A 22,148-nucleotide genomic window follows, 5' to 3' on the forward strand; every position below is an offset into this window, starting at 1 on the left:
TCGGATAATAAAAATTAACACACATCCGAAGAAAAATAGAATAAAGTTAAGTACGGAATCTAAGAGGAAACGATTGTGAATCGAGACCAGCGCACGATTATTGATGTGCTTGAAGACGTTTTTAAAAAATACCCAAACAATAGCGCATTCAGTTGCATGGGGCAGACCTTAAGCTACGGTGATCTGGATCGACTGAGCGCACAGTTTGCCAGTTATCTGCAGAATCATACCAATTTGGAAGAGGGCGATCGTATTGCGATACAACTGCCCAATGTTCTGCAATACCCGGTCGTTGTTTACGGTGCGATTCGAGCAGGGTTGGTGGTCGTTAACACCAATCCCTTGTATACCGCTCGCGAAGTGAAGCATCAGTTTAACGACTCCGGCGCGAAGGCCTTGGTGGTTCTTTCCAACATTGCTGACGTAGCGGCCAAGGTGATTGAAGAGACTCAAGTTGAGCAGGTCATTGTGACCGATATTGCTGACCTTCATCCGCCGTTGAAGCGCACATTGATGAACTTTGCGGTCAAGCACATCAAAAAGATGGTGCCGGAATTCCGTTTCCCTAAGCAGCTTAGCCTGCGTGATGCCTTAGCTAAGGGCAATGCCCAATGTCGCCCGGTCGTAAAAGATATTCACGACGTCGCGGTGTTGCAATACACCGGTGGTACCACGGGTGTGGCCAAGGGTGCGATGCTGACGCACAATAATTTGGTTGCAAACATGGAACAGCTGTTGGCGCATGTTGGCGACGACATTAAAGAGGGGGTGGAGTGTGCCATTGCACCTCTGCCGCTGTACCACATTTATGCGTTTACCTCGAACTGCATGGCTCTGGCCATGACGGGTAACCACAGTGTCCTGATTCCAAATCCACGAGATATTCCCGCGTTTATTAACGAGGTGAAAAAGCACAAGTTCACTTCTCTGGTTGGGATTAATACCTTATTTACCGCTTTGGCGCGTAATCCTGAGTTTCGTAAAATCGATTTGTCCTCCTTGCGACATACGGCTTCTGGTGGCATGGCATTGACTGAAGATGCGGCAAACCACTGGCAGGAGCTTACCGGCGTTATGCCTGCTGAAGGTTACGGTTTAACTGAAACCAGCCCTGTAGTGTCGTCCAACCCTTCCCATGCGATTCAGCGCGGTACGGTGGGTACGCCTGTGCCTGGTACGGAAGTCAAGGTCATTGATGCGGAAGGCAACAGCCTGCCGAGCGGCGAGCCGGGAGAGCTTTGCGTTAAAGGTCCCCAGGTAATGAAAGGGTACTGGCAGCGTCCGGAAGCAACCGCTGAAGTGCTGAACGAAGAGGGTTGGTTGCGCACCGGTGACATGGCGGTGATTCAGGAAGATGGTTATATCCGCATTGTGGACCGTAAAAAAGACATGATCATCGTGTCTGGCTTCAATGTTTTCCCGAACGAAATTGAAGACGTCATTTGCCAGCACCCTAAAGTGGTTGAAGCTGCCGCTATCGGTGTAGAAGATGAAAAGTCCGGTGAAGTGGTTAAGTTATTTTTGGTTCGCGATGGCGATCTCAGCGAGCAGCAGGTGATTGATTACTGCCGTGAAAACCTGACGGCTTACAAAGTGCCTAAGCATATTGAGTTCCGCGAAGAACTACCCAAGTCTGCCGTGGGTAAAATTCTGCGTAAAGACTTGCGTTAACGGGCAGGGCTGTTCACAGAAAGCGGTGTTGGGGTGTCCAGCACCGCTTTTTTATTCTTTCCGCCTGCCGAATGCCTTATTTTTTAAATTGGGCAAAGTAGGCTTTTAAATCTGCCATGGCGTCCTGAGCGTCCTGGTCGACTTTCTGAGAAATTGGGTCCTCACGCATGTGTTGGTTCCAAGCCTTCAGGGCGGGGTAGTCATCCAGCAGTTTCCAGTCGTATATTCGGACGGCGGCCATATTGCCTACCACCAGGGCATAGCGTACAAAGATATCGGCGGCTGTCATGGTGTCGCCCATCAGGTAAGGTGCGCTCTGACACAATGTATCGAGTGCTTTTAAACCTTTTTCCATGAGTGGGCGCGACTCCTGATAAGCAACGTCGCAGCGGGGTTTCCCAATAAGAGTCTCGTTGTTATGACGGCGCGCGGGCAGTTCAATATAGAGTTCAGCCACTTTCATGATCTCACGGCATTTGGCCTTCTCAAAAGGGTCGCTGGGAAAGAAGTGGGGAGCGGCAAGGCTATCAACATATTCCATAATAATATCGGTTTCTGAAATAGCGCCTTGTTCCGTGAGCAAGGCAGGAACCTTACCAAGCGGATGGATCTTTACATAATCGGCATTCTGGCTTGGGTATTCTTTGACTTCTTCAAATTCCAGGCCCTTGGCGAGCAATAAATGTTTCACGGCGTTGTAATAATTACTGGCGCTGAATCCATACAGTTTCATAGTTGGCCTTTATTAAAGAGTGTTGTTGTGGCTGCTAAGTGGGTAAGTGCAACAAAAAATCCCTGGCCAGTTCACTGGCCAGGGATTTTATAATGGATTTACCGACTGAATGCCAGCTCAGGTATCCGGGTTTTGTGACTTGGGGCAGTCAAACTGTTGTAGGGGGATGGGGCAAACACCGCTTGCCTGAGGTTCGACGGAAAGTAATTTAACCGGGAAGCCCCATAAGCGATGAACGTGCTTCAGGACTTCTTCAGCGCTCTCATCCAGCGGTTTACGCTCATGACGAATATGATGGAGCGTTAGGGATCGATCGCCCCGCACATCCGCGCTATAGACCTGTATATTCGGTTCTCGATTTTGCAGATTGTATTGATTGCCAAGGGCTTCGCGTAGTGACTGGTAGCCGGTTTCATCGTGAATGGCCGAAATTTCCAGTTCGGAGTCTTTATCATCATCCACCAGACTGAAGAGCTTGAAGTCCCGCATTAACTTGGGCGACAGGTACTGTAATACAAAGCTTTCGTCCTTGAAATCCCGCATGGCCAGATGCAAATTTTCCAACCAGTCGCGACCCGCCAGCTCGGGAAACCAGTAGCGATCCTCGTCGCTGGGGGTTTCACTGATGCGACGAATGTCACTCATCATGGCAAAACCCAGTGCATAGGGGTTGATGCCATTGTAATAGGGAGTATCAAAGGCCGGTTGCATAACCACGCCACTGTGGGATTGCAAAAATTCCAGCATAAAACCGTCATTCACCAGGCCGCGATCATACAGCGTATTCAATAAGGTGTAGTGCCAAAAAGTGGCCCAGCCTTCGTTCATCAATTGAGTTTGCCGCTGAGGATAAAAATACTGGGCGGTTTTTCGAACAATACGAACCACTTCCCGTTGCCAGGGTTCGAGCAGAGGGGCGTGTTTCTCAATAAAATACAAAAGGTTTTCCTGGGGTTCGCTGGGGAACCGCGCTGCCGATTCGAATTGCTTGTCTTTATCGCTTTCAGGAATGGTGCGCCAGAGTTCGTTGACTTGTTTCTGTAACAGGGCTTCCCGTTCTTTTTGTCGGTTGGCTTCTTCCGCCGCCGAGATCGGGTAGGGACGGCGATAACGGTCGACCCCGTAGTTCATCAAGGCGTGGCAGGAGTCGAGTAAATCTTCCACGGCGCTGATGCCGTAACGTTGTTCACAGTCGGCAATGTAGTTTTTGGCAAACAGGAGGTAATCAATGATGGAATCCGCATCGGTCCAGCTGCGGAACATGTAGTTGCCTTTAAAAAAAGAATTGTGGCCATAGCTGGCGTGAGCGATCACCAAAGCCTGCATGGTCATGCTGTTCTCTTCCATCAGATAGGCAATGCAGGGGTTGGAGTTGATTACTATTTCATAGGCCAGCCCCATTTGCCCTCGGCGGTAAGACTGCTCAACATTGATAAATTGCTTGCCGTAACTCCAATGATGATAGCCCAAGGGCATACCTGCACTCGCGTAGGCGTCCATCATCTGTTCTGAACTGATGATTTCAATTTGGTTGGGGTAGGTGTCCAGTTGATACTCTTTGGCAATTTTGCCGATCTCCTGGTCATAGCGTTCAATCAGCTCAAAGGTCCACTCCGAGCCTGTCGAAATGTAATTCTTATCTGTCATACTGCTGCTCCCACCCCGTCCTGACCCAATTTGCGTTGGAAAAGCTCACGAAAAACCGGGTAAATATCAGCGGCCGTGCGGATATTTTGCATAGCAAACACATCGCTGAAATGTGCTTGAATTTGCTGATACTCATGCCACAGGGATTGATGGTCTTGTTCAGTAATCTCGATATAGGAAAAGTGCTGAACCTTATCGAGTAAGTCGTTGGAAAGAATGCGTGAACAGTTGCTGGAATCGTCGTTCCAGTTATCGCCGTCCGAAGCTTGTGCGCCATAAATATTCCATTGCGCTGGTGGATAGCGTTTATCGACAATTTCCTGCATTAGCTTCAGCGCGCTGGACACAATGGTGCCACCGGTTTCCCTGGAATAGAAAAACTCTTGTTCGTCCACTTCCTTTGCGCTGGTGTGATGGCGAATAAAGACTACATCGGTATGTTCGTAGTTCCTCTGCAGGAAAAGGTAGAGCAAAATAAAGAAACGCTTGGCGATGTCTTTAATGCCTTGGGTCATGGAGCCGGATACGTCCATCAGACAAAACATAACGGCCTGTGAGCGAGGCACGGGTTGTTTTACGTGCAAGTTGTATTTCAGGTCGAAATCGTCCAGCCAGGGGATGCGCTTCAGGCGACCTTTTAAGCGGTGTATTTCTTCCTCAAGTTGTTGCTGTTGCTCATGATCCGGGACAGGAGAGCGTGCCAATTCCTGCAGTTCGGCTTCCAGTTCGCGCAATTTTCGGCGATCTTTGCCGCCCAGTGCCATGCGTCTTGCTGAGGCAGAGCGCATGCTGCGAACAATGTTAACCTGACCGGGGTTGCCGACATCCGCAAAGCCCGCACGATGGGTTTTGTATTCCACATCGCCCATCAAGTGTCGTTTTACCAGATTGGGGAGTTCAAGGTCTTCGAACATGAAGTCCAGAAATTCGCTTTGGCTGATTTCAAACACGAAATCATCCATGCCTTCGCCGCTGTCGCTGGCCTGCCCAGGGCCTGAGCCCTGGCCACCGCCGCCCTGTGGACGCTTGAATCGGTCGCCGCTTATAAACTCTTTGTTGCCTGGCAGTACCTGCTCCTGAAACCCGCCTTTGCCATGGCGAAAAACGGGTTCGTCGGTGTCTTTTCTGGGGATACTTATGCGTTCACCTTTATTGATGTCTGTTATCGACCGCTCGCCCACAGCTTTTTCTACCGACTGCTTGATCTGCTTGCGGTACCGTTCCAGAAAGCGTTGGCGGTTTACCAGACTCTTCTGTTTTCCGTTTAAGCGACGATCGATAACATAGTTCATAGATGATCCTTAGTGCATTGTTGTCTACCTTGCTAATGTTCGAGCCCGGTGAGTTACTGGGATTTGCGAACCCGCAAATACCATTCAGATAACAGACGTACCTGCTTCTCTGTGTAACCACGATCGATCATACGAGCCACAAAATCCTGATGCTTTTTCTGGTCGTTGGCCGAGGCTTTGGTGTTGAAGGAAATAACCGGCAACAGATCTTCGGTATTCGAGAACATTTTCTTCTCGATAACCCGGCGCAGCTTCTCGTAGCTGTTCCAGAGTGGGTTCTGGCCATTGTTGTTGGCTCTCGCCCGTAAGACGAAGTTGACGATCTCATTACGGAAATCTTTTGGATTACTGATGCCCGCAGGCTTCTCGATTTTTTCCAGCTCTTCGTTCAGGGAGGCACGATCGAGAATCTCGCCAGTTTCCGGGTCTCGGTACTCCTGATCCTGGATCCAGAAGTCCGCATAAGTGACATAACGATCAAAGATATTCTGGCCATACTCGGTGTAGGATTCGAGATAGGCGGTTTGAATTTCCTTGCCGATGAACTCAACGTATTTGGGTGCCAGAAACTCCTTAATAAAGGACAGATACTTAGCCTGCACTTCTTCAGGGAATTGTTCCTGCTCGATTTGCTGTTCCAGAACATACAGAAGATGGACCGGGTTGGCCGCTACTTCGGTGGCATCAAAGTTGAAGACCTTGGACAAAATTTTGAAGGCGAAACGTGTCGATAAGCCATCCATGCCTTCATTGACGCCAGCCATATCACGATATTCCTGAATGGATTTCGCTTTTGGGTCGGTATCCTTCAGGTTTTGCCCATCGTAGACCTTCATTTTCGAATACAAGTTGGAATTTTCCGGTTCTTTCAGGCGAGAAAGTACAGAAAACTGGGCCAGCATTTTTAGAGTGTCCGGTGCGCAAGGGGCTTCGGAGAGGGAGCTGTTTTCAATAAGCTTGTGATAGATCTCAATTTCTTCTGTGAGGCGCAGGCAGTAGGGCACTTTGACAATATAAATACGGTCTAAAAAGGCCTCATTGTTTTTATTGTTTCTAAACGATTGCCATTCTGATTCATTGGAGTGCGCCAGAATCACGCCGTCAAAAGGAATGGCGCCAAGCCCCTCAGTACTGTTGTAGTTGCCTTCCTGGGTGGCGGTAAGCAGTGGGTGCAGCACCTTAATGGGCGCTTTAAACATTTCCACAAACTCCATCAGGCCCTGGTTGGCTCGACAAAGGCCACCGGAATAGCTGTAAGCGTCGGTATCGTTTTGTGGGAAGTCTTCCAGTTTACGAATATCGACTTTACCTACCAGAGAAGAGATATCCTGATTGTTCTCATCACCGGGTTCAGTTTTGGAAACCGCAATCTGATTCAAAATGGAAGGCTTGAGTTTAATCACCTTAAACTGGCTGATATCGCCATTGTATTCCTGCAGGCGTTTGGCGGCCCAAGGGGACATAATCGTGCCCAGATAACGTTTCGGTATACCGTACTCTTCTTCGAGAATATTGGCGTCTTCATTGGGGTCAAACAGGCCCAGGGGGCATTCAAAAACAGGGGAGCCCTTTAAGCAATAAATAGGCTCTTTTTCCATTAACGCTTTTAACCTTTCGGCCAGTGAGGACTTGCCGCCGCCAACCGGGCCGAGCAAGTAAAGAATCTGTTTCTTTTCTTCAAGACCTTGGGCGGAGTGCCTGAAAAATGCAACGATTTGCTCAATGCATTCTTCCATGCCAAAGAACTCTTTAAAGGCACTATAACGCTTAATGATTTTATTGGAAAAAATTCGGCTGAGGCGAGGGTCGAGAGACGTGTCGATTAGCTCAGGTTCGCCAACAGCATTGAGCAAACGCTCGGCAGCGGTGGCGTATACACTGTTGTCTTGCCGGCAGAGCTCAAGGTATTCCTGGATGCTCATTTCTTCTTCTTGCCCGGCGTCATATCGGTCTTGGAAGTGATTAAAAATGCCCATCTTGCTGTCCTCCGCTCTGGGGGAATGCTGGCAAATCTCCCGAGAGAAAAATTAGTGTAAAGAAACAAAAATCATGCTGTTTGAAATACTCTTTTCTATAAAGTTGCTGCGCCAATTTACAGCAGAAAATACTGCTCGCGTATCTCAGTATTTACTACTAACTGTCATGATTAAACGCCTTTTTATAGGCAAAGGCAATTATCACGTTTAAAATATTTTAAAAATATTCCTTACAGTTAAGACAACTTATTTCGATTAAAAGTTGCTTAGTAGTTAATGTAGTTGATATTTTTCAGCTCCGCGTCATTTCATGCTGAAATTTTGACGCGTTATTTTGATAAAAGCATAAGTCGTGCCATCCATCGGAAAACTTTCTCTGTATTTATTTCTTTACACTTCTATCGTTTTCTTCAAAACGCTTGTTTCGTTTTTTGTATCTATATTGACTTTGGTTGATATAGTGTTGTCCTTGCCAGTTTGTTTCTATTTTCGGGAATGTCTTTGTTCTGCTTAATGAAATGGCTGGTTCATGTTCGCCTTCATTGCAGTGTTGCGACTTTCATTATTTGTTACATCAAATGTTTAACAAAAAAATATCGAAAATGTGTCCGGATTTTTACATGTTGTTTTTGTCGTGCTTTATAACTTTTGATGTGAGGAAGCATAAGTTGTCGAGTTTGCAAGTTTTGGGTAAGGAAACTTTTGTCATACTTTGACAGCAGAGAGGTTAAAGATTGCCGCTCGGGCGCGCAGGGGAGCTTGTTGAACAAGGCGGGTTTGGACGGCTGTCGAGCGGCCGCTCAATTGAAAGGCATTCGTTTTGTGCGGGTAGCAAAAAGGGGAGGTAGTGAGGGGCGAGTTGTGCGTGTTCTTGCTTGTTGAGTTTGCGAAGTTTCTTGCCACCTTTTGGAATAGTGGCGGACTGGACGGGACTGATCATTTGCTCCTGCAAATGCCCCTTCGGGTTGCTCCTGGCGTCGCAATCCAAAATCGCTCCGGGCGATTTTGTCGAACCGCGAGGGTTCTCGCCCATCCAGTCCCTGGGGTTTCTTTCAGGCATAAAAAAAGGCCGCAATTACTTGCAGCCTTTTAGAATAGTGGCGGACCGGACGGGACTGATCATTTGCTCCTGCAAATGCCCCTTCGGGTTGCTCCTGGCGTCGCAATCCAAAATCGCTCCGGGCGATTTTGTCGAACCGCGCGGGTTCTCGCCCATCCGGTCTTGGGGGTTTCTTTCAGGCATAAAAAAAGGCCGCAATTACTTGCAGCCTTTTGAAATAGTGGCGGACCGGACGGGACTGATCATTTGCTCCTGCAAATGCCCCTTCGGGTTGCTCCTGGCGTCGCAATCCAAAATCGCTCCGGGCGATTTTGTCGAACCGCGCGGGTTCTCGCCCATCCGGTCTTGGGGGTTTCTTTCAGGCATAAAAAAAGGCTGCAATTACTTGCAGCCTTTTAGAATAGTGGCGGACCGGACGGGACTCGAACCCGCGACCCCCGGCGTGACAGGCCGGTATTCTAACCAACTGAACTACCGGTCCGCGTATCTGACATTTGGCCACTTTATTTGTCACGCTAGTAAAGTGGTGGGTGGTACAGGGATCGAACCTGTGACCCTCGCCTTGTAAGGGCGATGCTCTCCCAGCTGAGCTAACCACCCGCTGTCAGGAGCGGCGTATATTAATGATTAATCTTTTTGCGTCAACCGTTTTTTCATAAAAACTTCACCTTTCTTGCGAAAAGCTGAAATTTGCATAAAAAGTCAACAAAAGCAGTGGCTTAGCGTTGGATTTGTGTGCAGGGTATGGGTTACTGGGGTTTGCGTTGCTATACTGCGGGCAATTTCCTGCGCGCTTATTTTCGGCTTTTGAGGCCGAAGCAGGTTCATTCGGCTAATTTGTGAATAACATGACGTTAATCAATCGCTGTTTTTTCCCTCTGTTTCTATTAATGATCACCGTTTCTGCCCAGGCAGTCGTGGATCTTTATGAATTCAATGACCCTTCCTTAAGGGAGCGCTATCTCGTGTTGGTGGACGAGCTTCGTTGCCCTAAGTGCCAAAACCAGAACTTGGCAGGTTCGGATTCTCCTATCGCCTCGGACTTGCGCCGGGAGCTTCATCGCTTGCTTCAAGAAGGACAGAGTGATGAAGAGATCAAAGATTATATGGTGGCCCGCTATGGGGACTATGTGCTCTACCGCCCGCGTTTAGGCCTTAACACTCTGTTGTTGTGGGGAGGCCCAATCGCATTGTTGCTCCTGGGGTTGATTGTGGCGTTCTTTATTTTCCGCCGTCAGGCCCCAGTTGAGCAGACGGTGGAAATCGATAAAGAGCGTTTGGACGAGATCCTGCGTGAAGCTCGAGAAGAAAAAGAAAAGGAACAAAGTTAAATGTTGTCTATCTGGTTGGGGGCTGCCTTACTCATTCTGTTAGCGTTGGTGTTTGTTTTTTGGCCATTGCTGGTTCGTGAGCGTGAGCAAAAGGAGAATCGGGAGCGGCAGACCTTGAATGTCGATCTCTATGAGCAACGTCGAGCTGAGTTGGATGAGCAGCTGAGAACGGGCGATTTAGACGAAGCGCAACACGCGGCGCTTGGACGAGAACTTGATCTGGAGCTGGTGGAAGCTGAAAAGCAGTCCGGTGAGGTGCAAGCTGGCCCGCAAGCGAGTTCCGGTCGGATCGTGTTATTGCTGTCGGCGGTGGTGTTGGCGGTATTTGTGTTTGGCTTCTATCAGTACAACGGTGCCAGCGAAGACATTCGGATGACTGAGGCGATTCGGGCCAAGTTCCTGGCGGATACTCAGGCAATACAGGCCGGCAAAGAGCCAGATCCGGCATTGGCGCGCCGCATGATGTCCCAGTTGGAAGCGCGTCTGGAAAAAGACCCTGAAAACGTTCAATACCTCTACCTGCTGGCAAGAAACGCCTCTGATCTGCAGGAGTATCCTACGGCTATCAATGCCTATCGTGCCATTCTGGCGGTTGATGAGTCTCCTTTGGTGATGGGTGAGTTGGCTCAATTGATGTTTGTGGTCGCGGGTAACCGCATTACGCCGGATGCCGAGGCGCTCATTGATAAAACTTTGTCCGTGGACCCCAATAGCCATGTAGCGCTGGGCTTGGATGGCATCCGTTATTATCAGTCGGAAAAGTATCAGCAGGCGATTGATCAGTGGGAAAAAGCGATTAAATTACTCGGGCCGCAATCACCGGGTGCGCAATCTCTGGCGGCGGGTGTTCTGCGGGCAAGAGCACTGCTGGCGGAAGAAAAAGGCACAGATGATGCGGGAGCTGTAGCGCAGGCTAGCCCTGAGAGCGCCACTGAAGAGGCATCTGCTCTGAGCTTGAAGCTCAAAATCGCCCTTGCTGAGGGTGTGCAGTTGAACCCTGAACATGCGGTATTTGTCTACGCTCGGGCCTGGCAGGGGGCGCCCATGCCTCTGGCCATCTCCCGATTGAAAGTCAAAGATCTGCCGGCGGAAATTGAGCTGAGTGAAGCCATGGCCATGGCGCCGGGTATGTCGATCGCTCGCTTTCCTGAGTTGGAGCTGGTGGCTCGCGTGTCGGCCAGTGGGCAGGCTGTTCCTCAGCCGGGGGATTGGCAGGTGACGCTTGGGCCGGTTGCGAACAGCAGTCAGGATCAGCATCTGCTGGAAATTCAAAAGCAGTTATAAGGCGGCTGAAAATCGGCGTTCAGCGTAAGGTGGGGTAGCGCTTGTTACTCTGGAACAATATGGGCGCCGATTGCCTCCAAGTGGGGCTTTCCGGGGTGCCAAAGCCTGGTCAAACGTGTAAAATGGCGGGTTTTAGGTTGTGTCTCTGAAAACCTCCAGGCTCTTCAGAAAAATACAATAAAATCAATATATTGCAAGACTATTGAGTGACAAGGATTTATGCGGCTAAAGTGCATTAAGCTAGCAGGTTTTAAATCGTTCGTGGATCCAACGACGGTTTCTTTTCCATCGAACCTGTGTGCCATTGTTGGCCCCAACGGTTGTGGTAAATCCAATACCATTGATGCCGTGCGCTGGGTAATGGGGGAATCCTCGGCGAAGAATCTTCGCGGCGAATCCATGACGGATGTAATTTTCAATGGTTCCGGTGGCCGTAAGCCCGTTGGCCAGGCCTCGATCGAATTGATCTTTGACAACAGCGACGGAACTCTTGTGGGCGAATACGCCGGTTACAGCGAGATTTCGGTTAAGCGTAAAGTGACCCGCGACGCCACCAACACCTATTACCTCAACGGCAACAAATGTCGCCGCCGTGATATTACTGACATTTTCTTGGGTACCGGCCTGGGGCCGCGCAGTTATGCAATTATCGAACAGGGTATGATCTCTCGCCTGATCGAAGCCAAGCCCGAAGAGCTGCGTGTTTATATCGAAGAAGCGGCGGGTATTTCCAAATACAAAGAACGTCGTCGCGATACTGAAAACCGCATGCGTCGTACCATGGAAAACATGGAGCGCCTGACGGATATTCGTGACGAATTGGAGCGCCAGCTGTCCCGTCTGGAGCGCCAGTCGGTTGCTGCGGAAAAATACACTGAATTCAAAAAAGAAGAGCGTCTGCTGAAGGCCCAGTTGCAAGCTTTGCGCTTTCAGATTCTCGATGAGCAAGCCAAATCCAAGCAGGGCATTATTACCGAGCTTGAATTGAAGGTTGAGTCTTTTGTTACCGATCAGGTTGGTAAAGATACCGAGATTGAAGAGTACCGCCTGCAACATACGGATATGGGTGATAAGTTTAACGAGGTTCAAGGTCGCTTCTATGCCTTGGGTTCAGACATTGCCCGACTGGAACAGAATATTCAGCACGCCCAATCCCGCTCCCAAGAATTGCAACGCGATCTGGAACAAACCGAGCGCGACTGCAAAGAAGCTGAAACGCATCTGTTGAGCGATACGGAAAAAACACGTCAGTGGGAAGAAGAGCTGGCTGAGATTGAGCCTGAACTGGAAATGATCAAAGCCGCCGAAGAAGATTCCGGCGATTTCCTGCAGAACGCTGAAGATGCCATGCAGGACTGGCAGATCGAGTGGGACAGTTTCAACCAGACTGCGGCCGAGCCTCGTCAAAGAGCTGAGGTTGAACAATCTAAAATTCAACACCTTGAGCAAGTGCAAACCCGCTTGCTTGAGCGGATCAAGCGCCTGGACGAAGAGCGCGGCAACCTGCAATCCTCTGAGGTGGATGAAGAGATTGCCGAGCTGAGTGAGCGCATGGCGGAGTTGGATATTGATGCCGATGCCAAGCGCGCCGCCGTAGAAGAGATGGGCGAATCGATTAATGAACAGCGCGAACAGAGTAACAGCGACAGCGAAACGCTTGATCAGTTACGCAGTCAGTTGTCCAGCATGCGCGGTCGCCACGCCTCCCTCGAAGCGTTGCAGCAGGCTGCCATGGGCCAGCAAAATGAAGTGGTCAGCGATTGGTTGAATGAACAGGGTTTAGCCGACAAGCCGCGCCTTGCTGAGCAGTTGCAAGTGGACAGTGGCTGGGAAATGGCGGTGGAAACTGCTCTTGGCAACCATCTGCAAGCTGTATGCACCGAAGGGCTGGATCAGGTTGCGAACGTGTTTGCTCAACTGGATCAAGGTGAATTGGTCCTGCTTGATGCCGGTAGCAGCAAAACCGATGTTGATGCCAAAAGTTTGGCCCATTTTGTTCGCGGTTCGGCGGACGTCAGCCATTTATTAGCGAATGTCCTGGCCGCTGAAGACCTCAGTACTGCGTTGGCTATGCGCTCGAGTTTGTCGGCGGGCCAGTCGGTGATGACCAAAGAGGGCATCTGGTTGGGCGCCAACTGGATGCGAGTGGCCAAAGACAGCGATGCGGCTTCGGGGGTATTGGCTCGCAAACAGGAGCTGGAAGAATTGACCGCCAGCATTGCCGAGCTGGAAGGCCAGGTTGAACAGTTGGGCGAAGCCATGGAGCAGCGCCGCGACAATATTAAAGAGTTGGAGCAACAGCGCGAAGCCAAGCGTCGTGAAGCGGAAGATCTGAATCGCCGTTATGGAGAGTTGCGTTCCCAGGTCAGTGCCAAGCAGGTGCAGGTGGAACAAACCACCATGCGTCGTCAGCGCCTGGATAGTGAGATCAACGAAGCAAAAGAACAAATGGACAATGAGGCGGAAGCCCTGTCCGAAGCGCGAATGATCCTGCAAGAAGCCATCGATGCGATGGAGCAGGACACCGACAAGCGCGAAGAGTTATTGAGCAAGCGTGATGACCTGCGTGAGAAGCTGGACCAGGCACGTCAGCGTGCCCGTCACGACAAAGACCGCGGCCATGAGTTGGCGATTCGCTATCAATCACTGCGTACTCAGCTCGACAGCATGCGTTCGGGCATTGACCGTCTGCGTGAGCAGGTTCAGCGTTCCCAAGATCGCCGTGAGCAGTTGCAGGCAACATTGGGTGAAAATCGCGACCCGATTGAAGAATACAAAATGGAGCTCGAGGAGCGCTTGGAAGACCGCTTGAGTGTAGAAGGCGAGTTGGCTGAAGCTCGTCGCGCGGTTGAAGATGTTGAAGCCAAACTGCGTCAGATTGAACAGGATCGCAGTAAAGCCGAACATGAAATTCAATCTGTGCGTACGCGTCTGGAGCAAGAGCGTCTGTTTACCCGTGAAGTGGAAGTGCAGCGCAGCACCGTTGAAAATCAACTGGTCGACGATGGCTTCCATCTGCCAACGCTATTGGAACAGTTGCCAGAAGATGCCCAGGAAAAACCCATGGAAGAAGAGCTGGAGCGTATTGGTAATCGCATCAGCCGATTGGGGCCCATTAACTTGGCGGCCATTGACGAGTACAAAACCGAGTCTGAGCGCAAAACCTATTTGGATACCCAGAACAAAGATCTGGAAGACGCACTGGAAACACTCGAAGGCGCAATCAAGAAAATTGATAAGGAAACCCGTTCCCGCTTTAAGGACACTTTTGACCAAGTGAATGAGAGCTTGCAGGAGTTGTTCCCGAAAGTATTTGGTGGTGGCCATGCTTATCTTGAATTAACCGGTGACGATCTTCTGGATACCGGCATCGCGATTATGGCCCGCCCTCCAGGGAAGCGTAACAGCACCATTCACTTGCTGTCGGGTGGTGAGAAGGCGCTGACGGCAATTGCATTGGTATTCTCGATTTTCCGTTTGAATCCGGCGCCGTTCTGTATTCTCGATGAGGTTGATGCGCCATTGGATGACGCCAACGTGGGGCGTTATGCTCGCATGGTGGAAGAGATGTCCAAACACGTACAGTTTATTTATATTACCCACAACAAGATCGCCATGGAGATGGCGCATCAGCTGTTGGGTGTGACCATGCATGAGCCGGGTGTTTCCCGACTGGTGAGCGTGGATGTTGATGAGGCAGCCGAACTGGCGGCCATGTAATTGATTGAACTTTTGCCTGCGGTATTTTTCTATTGAAAGAGTAGGCGGAAATTGATTCCCGGTTGCTGCCAGGGGGGTGGCCCGGTGGGAAGGCTTGAGAGGCAATACTAAGGATGAATTTCGATTTTGAAATGCAGCATGTTCTGACCATTATCATCGTGCTGCTGATTGTCGGTGTGGTACTCGATGGTATTCGACGCATGCGTCAGAATCGCCGGGATTCCATTCGCATGTCATTGAATATGCAGCACAATCTTGATCGCGAGGGCGATGAGCAATACGGCAGTGAGCTGCCGAATGGGGGCGCTCGGGTTGTCAATCGCGACCCGGCTGAAGCGGACGACCTGAACACTGAGGTTCGCAAGGCTTTTACCCCTCCGGGCAGCAAGCCCCGTGCGGTTCCTGAACAGGTTAGCCTGAATTTGGATGAAAAAGTCCCCATGCTGATGGATTCTGTAAGCGAGCAAGCCGACTCTCATCAGGAACCCGGCATCGACGAATCTGAATTGGACTATCATTCCGAACGCCGCGAACCGGTGTTCAATGAATTGGATTCCGGTGCAGTCTTGGACGATGGCATCGTGTCGCCTTCGCGACCTGCGAGTCGCCCTGAATCGGCGGCGGTTGAAGCTTCTGATGTTGAGGCTGGTCAGGATCCTGAGGAAGTCATTATCATCAACGTTATGGCGCCCGCGGGTACTCGTTTCCAGGGTGCCGATCTGTTGCAGGTGTTGCTCTCAAAGGGCATGCGTTTTGGCACGATGAATATCTTTCACCGCCATAGCGAAGCCGATGGCTCTGGAGAAATCCTGTTCAGCATGGCGAATATGGTCGTGCCGGGCACCTTCGATCTCGACGCGATGAGCACTTTTGAAACGCCAGGTGTGAGCTTCTTCCTGACCCTGCCAATCAATGGTGATAGTCTGAATGCATTCGAGGCCATGGTGGAAACCACCCAGGCCCTGTGTGAGAGTCTGGGCGGTGAATTGAAAGACGAAAACCGCAGCGTGATGACTCAGCAAACTATTGAGCATTGTCGCCAGCGCGTGCGTGAGTTTGCTCGTCGCCAATTGTCCCGCCAGTCTTAAACCAGTTTAGCATTATATGATGGCTCGCTTTGGGCGGGCCGTGGCTCCTTAATATGGGGCCTTTGCTTCTTATTGCTCCTATAAAAGTCATTGAGTTTCTATGAGTCAGAAAAATAATGAGCAGTGCGTTTCGCGCGAAGAATATCAACGATTAGTCATGCAATTGCAGCGCTACTGTCATGAGTACTATGTGCTGGACGCGCCCACAGTTCCTGATGCGGAATACGATCGCTTGTTTCGGCAATTACAGGCCACAGAAGAGGTCAACCCCGATTGGGTTGTCCCAGATTCCCCGGCTCAGCGTGTGGGCGGGAAAGCTCTGGATGTGTTCACCCAGGTGGAGCATCGCTTACCGATGTTGTCTCTCGGTAACGCCTTTGATGATGAGGAGTTGGAAGATTTTAATCGTCGCAACCAGGAGCGCTTAGGGGTAAGCGACGATATTGAATACGCCTGTGAACCTAAACTTGACGGCATTGCGGTCAGTCTGATGTATCGCAACGGCGTTCTCGAACAGGGCGCTACACGCGGTGATGGCAGTACTGGTGAGGACATTACCCAAAACGTTAAAACCATTGGTTCAATTCCTCTGCGTCTGCAGGGTGACGATGTGCCCGCCATGCTGGAAGTGCGCGGTGAAATCTATATGCCGAAAGAGGGGTTCGCGCGTTTAAATCAAAACGCTCGGGACAAAGGCGAAAAGGAGTTTGTGAACCCTCGTAATGCGGCCGCGGGCAGTTTGCGACAACTGGATTCAAAAATCACGGCATCACGTCCGCTTGAAATGTGCGCGTACAGCGTGGGCTATTTAGAGCTCGGCCGTGCACCCGAGTTACCCGATAGACACACCGATATTTTGTACAAGCTTCAAGAATGGGGTTTCCTTATTAATGCCCAGATGCAAGTGGCGGACAGTATTCACGCTTGCATTGACTACTATAAAAAAATTGCCGACATTCGTGATGATTTAAGCTACGACATTGATGGTATTGTATTCAAGGTGAACAGCAGCGCCCAGCAGCAGGTGCTGGGTTTTGTTTCTCGCGCACCGCGCTGGGCCGTGGCTTATAAATTCCCGGCTCAGGAGGAACTGACAGTATTGCAGGATGTAGAGTTTCAGGTTGGGCGCACTGGTGCCATTACTCCTGTTGCACGTTTGCAGCCTGTTTTTGTTGGTGGTGTGACGGTGTCCAATGCGACCTTGCACAATCGTGATGAAGTCGCTCGGCTTGGTGTGAAAATTGGTGATACCGTTACCATTCGCCGCGCGGGTGATGTGATTCCACAGGTCGTGTCGGTGCTTATGGAACGCCGCCCCGATGATGCCCGTGATATTGAGTTTCCTGAGCATTGCCCGGTTTGTGATTCGCCCGCGGTCAGTAAAGAAGGTGAGGTGGTGGTGCGTTGCACTGGTGGACTGATTTGCGCAGCGCAGCGGAAAGAAGCCTTGAAGCACTTTGTTTCGCGTAAGGCGATGGATGTCGATGGCTTGGGCGATAAACTGGTTGATCAGCTGGTGGAAAATGGCCTGGTGGAATCGATGGCTGATTTATTCCATCTCGAGTTGAGCGCGGTCAGTGCGCTTGAGCGTATGGCGGAAAAGTCAGCGCAAAATTTATTAGATGCTTTGGAAGCGTCCAAGCAAAGCAGCTTGCCGAGGTTTTTGTTTGCGTTGGGCATTCGTGAAGTGGGAGAGGCCACAGCGCGCAATTTGGCTCAGCACTTCGGCAATTTGCCGGCATTGATGCAAGCCGATGCTGAGCAGCTTCTGGGCGTGAGCGATGTTGGCCCCATCATGGCGGAGTTTATCGTGAGCTTCTTTGCCGATGAGCGTAATCGTGAAGAGGTTGCGCGTTTGCAGGCCGCTGGCATTCACTGGCCGGATATCGAAGTGAAGTCCGAGGATGAGTTGCCCCTCAAGGATTTAACCTATGTGCTGACCGGGACCCTTGAGCAGATGTCGCGCAATGATGCCAAGGCCGCACTGCAGGAATTGGGTGCCAAGGTAGCGGGTAGTGTGTCTGCGAAAACCAGCGTGTTGGTCGCCGGTCCGGGTGCGGGCTCCAAGCTGACAAAGGCTCAAGACCTGGGCATTGAGATTATCGATGAAGATGCTTTAATAGCGCTATTGAATCAGCATAATGGCTAGATGACCTAAATAAGCGAATTGTCTATGAACACATGTTGCACGAATGCCTCTTTTTCTTGCCAGTCCTGGCGTTTTTTGAAGGTATTGTCGGCAGCATTATTGCTTCTTACGGTGGTGGGTTGTGCCAGCTCACCGCCGACTAATACCTCCAACCTCTGCGATATCTTTGATGAAAAAGACGATTGGTACGATGATGCCGCGGATTCGAAAAAGCGTTGGGGCAGTCCCATTGAAGTCATGATGGCAATCATGAAGCAGGAATCCAGTTTCAAAGACGACGCCGCGCCGCCGCGTACCAAAATTTTGTGGTTCATTCCCGGCCCTAGAAAGAGCAGTGCCTATGGCTATGCCCAGGCGAAAGATGGTACTTGGGATTGGTACATGAAATCCGCCGGCCGCTGGAGTGCCGACCGGGATGATTTTGATGATGCGGTTGATTTTATTGGTTGGTATAACCACCAGAGTCATAAGCGTCTGGGAATTAAAAAAACCGACACCTACAATTTATATTTGGCTTACCATGAAGGGCATGGTGGCTTCGAACGCAAAACCTACCGAAAAAAGTCCTGGTTAATTAAGACGGCGAAAAAAGTTGCCCGTCAGGCTAAGCAATATGGTTCGCAGCTCAGGCGTTGTGAAAAACGGCTGCAGTCTGACGGTTGGTGGATTTTTTAGAGATTGATGATTTCCTCAGGTGTGGCAAGGCTCGAGCTGGCCCATGTTTGGGCTGGAGTTCGACACGGCACCTGACGATGTAACAAAGGGTATAACTATGTCTGGGGATCAGGAATCCATTGTTTACGGCTGTATCAAAGATGCCGTAGGGTTGAGCAGTGACCAAGAGCGCCGCCGAGTGAATCGCTCAGCGATGCTGGCTTTGCCCAGTGCAGAGCAGTGGCCATTTCTAAGTCAGGAAATGTTTGCCATTCCACGTATTGAAACCAATATGATGGGGTATCAAACCGAAGTTATGCATTTCGGCGCATCCTATCAGGCGATTGAATATGAATGGGAAGAGTGGCTGAAGGCCTTTGAAACCTTGCTCTCCAAAATGTATTGGGTGGATGCCACGGTGCATTTAGAGACTGAGTTGTCCGGTAATCACACCTTCAGTTGGACTTGTGATGAGGATTTCCATCGTCCAGGCACCGAAGTTTCCCGTGTGCGCTGTCAATGGCAGCATGAAACCGGGCTCTGATCGCCATTGCGCTCCTGTGTCCTATCGCTGACAATTTGCTATTGAGAAACAGCAGCATAGCGAATCAATAGGGCACACAATATGAATCATTGGGATGGCAAGCCTCAACCTCCGTTTAACGACCACCTCGGAATCAATATCGAGGCGTGGCGAGAAGGTTATGTGAAAATTTCGGCAGAGGTCTTGCCTCATTTCCAAAACAGCCAGGGCGCGCCACATGGTGGGTTCATTATGAGTTTGGCTGATATTGCGGCGTCATTTCCTGGGGTCTATTGCCCGCATCCAGATCGTCGGCGCTTTGCATCTACTTTGTCGTTAAACACCAGCTTTCTTGGTGTTGCTAAAACCACGATAGTTTATGCCGAGGGGAAGGTCAGCAACTCGGGGCGAAAAATTTTCTATTCCCAGGTGGACATCTACGATGGTGAAAACAACCCGGTTGCGAGTTGTCAGGGGGTGTTTCGTTATCGCGGGGGTTCTGAGCACCTTGATGGTGTGCCCATCGAGAGCTGATTCACGCGGATCGTTTTTCTTCACGAGCGGATTGCCATACGGTAATTAAACCTGCGCAAACCACCACAGCAATGCCGACAAATGCAATTTGATCGGGCAGGTGATCCCAAATGAGCCAGCCCAAAATTCCGGCGTTAACCACTGAAAAATACCCAATAGGCGAAACCACACTGGCTTTGGCGTAACTGTAGGCCTTAGTGTACAACCACATGGCCACAAAAATAGACAGGCTGTTGTAAAGTAGATACGGCCAGGCCCAGCTGGGGATGCCTTGCCAGCTGTATAGCGCCAGGGGAATGCTCAGAACCAGCGCAATGATGTGGTAATAAAACAGGATCTTTGAGCTGCTTTCGCTGTGCGACAACAATCGTGTGCCTACCATGGAAATGGCCAGGCTTAGCCCTGAGCCCAAACCCGCAATGTGCCAGATACTTACCGAGCTGCTTGGGCGCAGAATCAGAGCAATACCACAAAACCCGATAATCATCGGTAGCCAACGGCTGGAAGGTACTTTGGCACCAACCCAGACATAGGCGACTAAAGCAACAAACAGGGGTGCGCTATGGCGCAAAAGACTGCTGTCGACCAGAGGAATATGTTGCAGTGCCAAATAAAAAAAACAAAATCCCGCAAAGCCCGCCAGCCCACGAACAATATGGCGTTGCCAATAATCGCTGCGCAATCCACTGAAGCCTTGGCGATAGATCCAGGGTGAAAGCACGAGCAAGCCGACAATAAATTGAATCAGGACAATACTGCCGAGAGGAACTTCGCTGGAAATATATTTAGTCGCCGCTGACGCACTGGCACCCACAATCGTGGTGGCAAAGGCAAACGCCATTCCCAGTAAGGGTTTGTCGGTGTTGCTGCTCACAGAGTGTTGCCCGCTTTGGTTTGGTAGCCCGCTATGGTTTAAACGGCCGGCGAATAAATAATCCAGTATTGTAACCCAAAAAGCGTTTTGCCGGTGCCGCGCTAGCAATTAAAGGTGCGGCTGTTATAGTGCGTAAAAAAACACATTGGGTTTCTTATGCAGGAATTAGGCGCTTTCGTTTTATTGCCTTCCTTATTGGCCATCGTTTTGGCGATATGGACTCGTAAAGTATTTGTGGCTCTTATCGCAGGTATTTGGCTTGGCTGCTATTTGTTGGGTGGCAATCCTGTCTCCGCTATCGCCGACAGCATTGATCGCATTGTCAAGGTGTTGGCATCAGCAGGGGATGCTCGAGTCGTCTTATTCACTCTGTGCGTCGGCGGCCTGATTGCCTTAATTGAAGTGAACGGAGGCGTGAGAGCATTTGTCCGCTGGTTGGAAGCCAAGCGTTGGGGGCAAACCCGTCGACAGGCCCAAGGCTTGGCGTGGCTTAGCGGCGTACTGATTTTTATCGAGTCGAACATTACGGTTTTGGTTGCGGCGACGACGGCGAAACCTCTTTTTGATCGCTTCAAAATCTCCCGTGCCAAGCTTGCGTATATTATTGATTCCACGTCCGCACCTATTTGTATTTTGATTCCCTTCAATGCCTGGGGCGCGTTTAACTTGGGCTTGCTTTCCGGTGCCGGTGTTGAAGATCCGTTGACGGTATTTTTTCAAGCGGTGTTACTGAATTTTTACGCTATCTTTGCCGTGCTTCTGGCGGCATTGGTCATCGCCCTGGACATTAATTGGGGACCAATGAAGGCTTCTGAGCAGCGAGCGCAAGAAGCTGGTGTTCCCGATTTGGAAGATTCACAGAGCAGTATAAATGAGCGTAAACCAGTCGAGAGCGCTGAGAGCAATGCCCAGGGCTCATTGAGTGACACGCTTCTTATGGAATCGGTAAACGAGTCTTCAGCGTCAAGTACACCCTTGGCGATGCTTCTGCCTGTGTTGACGTTAATTTTAGTGATGCCATTGGGCTTGTGGATTACGGGTGATGGCGATTTGCGTCAGGGCTCCGGCTCCACGAGCGTGCTCTGGGCCGTATTGGCCGCCAGTACTGTTGCGGCCAGTTTTATGTGGCGCCAACAAAAATCGATGGCCGATGCTTATTTTAGTGGTGCGGGGAAAATGGTGCCCGTTGCTTTGGTGTTGATGTTGGCCTTAGCCTTGGGGGCTATCTCCCGGGAATTGCAGGCAGGGGATTATCTTGCGCAACTTCTTCAGGGCAGCATGCCGACAGCGCTTGTGTTGCCAGTAGTCTTTCTGCTGGCTTCGGCTGTGGCTTTTGCCATTGGCTCAAGCTGGGGGACGTTTTCCCTGTTGATTCCATTGGCCGTGCCTTTGGCCATCTCTATGGATTTGCCCTTGGCTGCCCTAGTGGCTGCCGTGCTGTCGGGTGGGGTTTTCGGCGATCATGCCTCTCCGATTAGCGACACTACGGTAATTTCAAGCATGGCTGCAGAAGTTGATCATATTGAGCATGTGCGGACACAGTTACCCTATGCGTTGCTGGCGGCAGGCGTGGCGCTGATCGGTTTTCTCTTCGTGGGAATGTTCAGCTAGA

At 50.5% G+C, this 22,148-nt stretch carries 16 protein-coding genes and 2 tRNA genes; 10 read left to right on the plus strand and 8 right to left on the minus strand.

The window, feature by feature from the left end; translation table 11 throughout:
* Positions 1–75: 75 nt before the first annotated feature.
* Positions 76–1,671, plus strand: coding sequence for an AMP-binding protein (locus ABWW03_RS18985; protein WP_435372767.1), 1,596 nt, complete (start codon positions 76–78; stop codon positions 1,669–1,671).
* 76 nt (positions 1,672–1,747) lie between these two features.
* Here ABWW03_RS18985 and ABWW03_RS18990 read toward each other — a convergent pair whose 3' ends face one another.
* The 7 genes from ABWW03_RS18990 to ABWW03_RS19020 form a co-directional block, all read right to left on the minus strand.
* Complete coding sequence (locus ABWW03_RS18990) at positions 1,748–2,404, minus strand: glutathione S-transferase family protein (protein WP_353411087.1); 657 nt, start codon at positions 2,402–2,404, stop codon at positions 1,748–1,750.
* Positions 2,405–2,521: 117 nt separating this feature from the next.
* Entirely contained in the window at positions 2,522–4,051 is a 1,530-nt protein-coding gene (locus ABWW03_RS18995; RefSeq protein WP_353411089.1) for a SpoVR family protein, read from the minus strand.
* On the minus strand, positions 4,048–5,343 hold the full coding sequence (locus ABWW03_RS19000) for a YeaH/YhbH family protein (protein WP_353411091.1): 1,296 nt from the start codon (positions 5,341–5,343) through the stop codon (positions 4,048–4,050). Before ABWW03_RS19000 ends, ABWW03_RS18995 begins: the two co-directional genes overlap by 4 nt.
* 53 nt (positions 5,344–5,396) lie before the next feature.
* Entirely contained in the window at positions 5,397–7,319 is a 1,923-nt protein-coding gene (locus ABWW03_RS19005; protein WP_353411093.1) for a PrkA family serine protein kinase, read from the minus strand.
* A gap of 727 nt (positions 7,320–8,046) precedes the next feature.
* Complete coding sequence (locus ABWW03_RS19010; RefSeq protein ID WP_353411095.1) at positions 8,047–8,379, minus strand: hypothetical protein; 333 nt, start codon at positions 8,377–8,379, stop codon at positions 8,047–8,049.
* A gap of 404 nt (positions 8,380–8,783) precedes the next feature.
* Positions 8,784–8,860, minus strand: a tRNA-Asp gene (locus tag ABWW03_RS19015).
* Between the two features lie 43 nt (positions 8,861–8,903).
* Positions 8,904–8,979: transfer RNA gene (locus ABWW03_RS19020), tRNA-Val, on the minus strand.
* 248 nt (positions 8,980–9,227) lie between these two features.
* Here ABWW03_RS19020 and ABWW03_RS19025 point away from each other — a divergent pair.
* The 8 genes from ABWW03_RS19025 (at position 9,228) to ABWW03_RS19060 (ending at position 19,662) form a co-directional block, all read left to right on the plus strand.
* Positions 9,228–9,710: a cytochrome c-type biogenesis protein gene (locus ABWW03_RS19025; protein WP_353411097.1), complete on the plus strand. Its 483-nt coding sequence runs from the start codon at positions 9,228–9,230 to the stop codon at positions 9,708–9,710.
* Entirely contained in the window at positions 9,711–10,994 is a 1,284-nt protein-coding gene (gene ccmI, locus ABWW03_RS19030; RefSeq protein WP_353411099.1) for a c-type cytochrome biogenesis protein CcmI, read from the plus strand.
* 219 nt (positions 10,995–11,213) lie between these two features.
* Positions 11,214–14,714 (plus strand): chromosome segregation protein SMC, encoded by a 3,501-nt coding sequence (smc, locus tag ABWW03_RS19035; protein ID WP_353411101.1) that lies wholly within the window; start codon positions 11,214–11,216, stop codon positions 14,712–14,714.
* 113 nt (positions 14,715–14,827) lie between these two features.
* Entirely contained in the window at positions 14,828–15,802 is a 975-nt protein-coding gene (zipA, locus tag ABWW03_RS19040; RefSeq protein WP_353411103.1) for a cell division protein ZipA, read from the plus strand.
* A gap of 100 nt (positions 15,803–15,902) precedes the next feature.
* Positions 15,903–17,951, plus strand: a complete 2,049-nt coding sequence (ligA, locus tag ABWW03_RS19045; protein ID WP_353411105.1) for an NAD-dependent DNA ligase LigA — start codon at positions 15,903–15,905, stop codon at positions 17,949–17,951.
* Positions 17,952–17,975: 24 nt separating this feature from the next.
* Entirely contained in the window at positions 17,976–18,626 is a 651-nt protein-coding gene (locus tag ABWW03_RS19050; protein ID WP_353411107.1) for a transglycosylase SLT domain-containing protein, read from the plus strand.
* A 97-nt stretch (positions 18,627–18,723) separates the two neighbouring features.
* Entirely contained in the window at positions 18,724–19,149 is a 426-nt protein-coding gene (locus tag ABWW03_RS19055) for a hypothetical protein (RefSeq protein WP_353411109.1), read from the plus strand.
* Positions 19,150–19,230: 81 nt separating this feature from the next.
* A complete protein-coding gene (locus tag ABWW03_RS19060) occupies positions 19,231–19,662 on the plus strand; it encodes a PaaI family thioesterase (RefSeq protein WP_353411111.1) in 432 nt (143 codons plus the stop codon).
* A gap of 1 nt (position 19,663) precedes the next feature.
* Here the strand turns inward: ABWW03_RS19060 and ABWW03_RS19065 are convergent, their stop codons facing one another.
* Positions 19,664–20,536: a DMT family transporter gene (locus ABWW03_RS19065; protein ID WP_353411113.1), complete on the minus strand. Its 873-nt coding sequence runs from the start codon at positions 20,534–20,536 to the stop codon at positions 19,664–19,666.
* A gap of 156 nt (positions 20,537–20,692) precedes the next feature.
* On the opposite strand from ABWW03_RS19065, the gene ABWW03_RS19070 reads away from it, so the two are divergent.
* A complete protein-coding gene (locus ABWW03_RS19070) occupies positions 20,693–22,147 on the plus strand; it encodes a Na+/H+ antiporter NhaC family protein (protein WP_353411115.1) in 1,455 nt (484 codons plus the stop codon).
* Position 22,148 lies beyond the last annotated feature (1 nt).

This window comes from Pseudoteredinibacter isoporae, from assembly GCF_040372805.1.
GTDB lineage: Bacteria > Pseudomonadota > Gammaproteobacteria > Pseudomonadales > Cellvibrionaceae > Pseudoteredinibacter > Pseudoteredinibacter isoporae_A.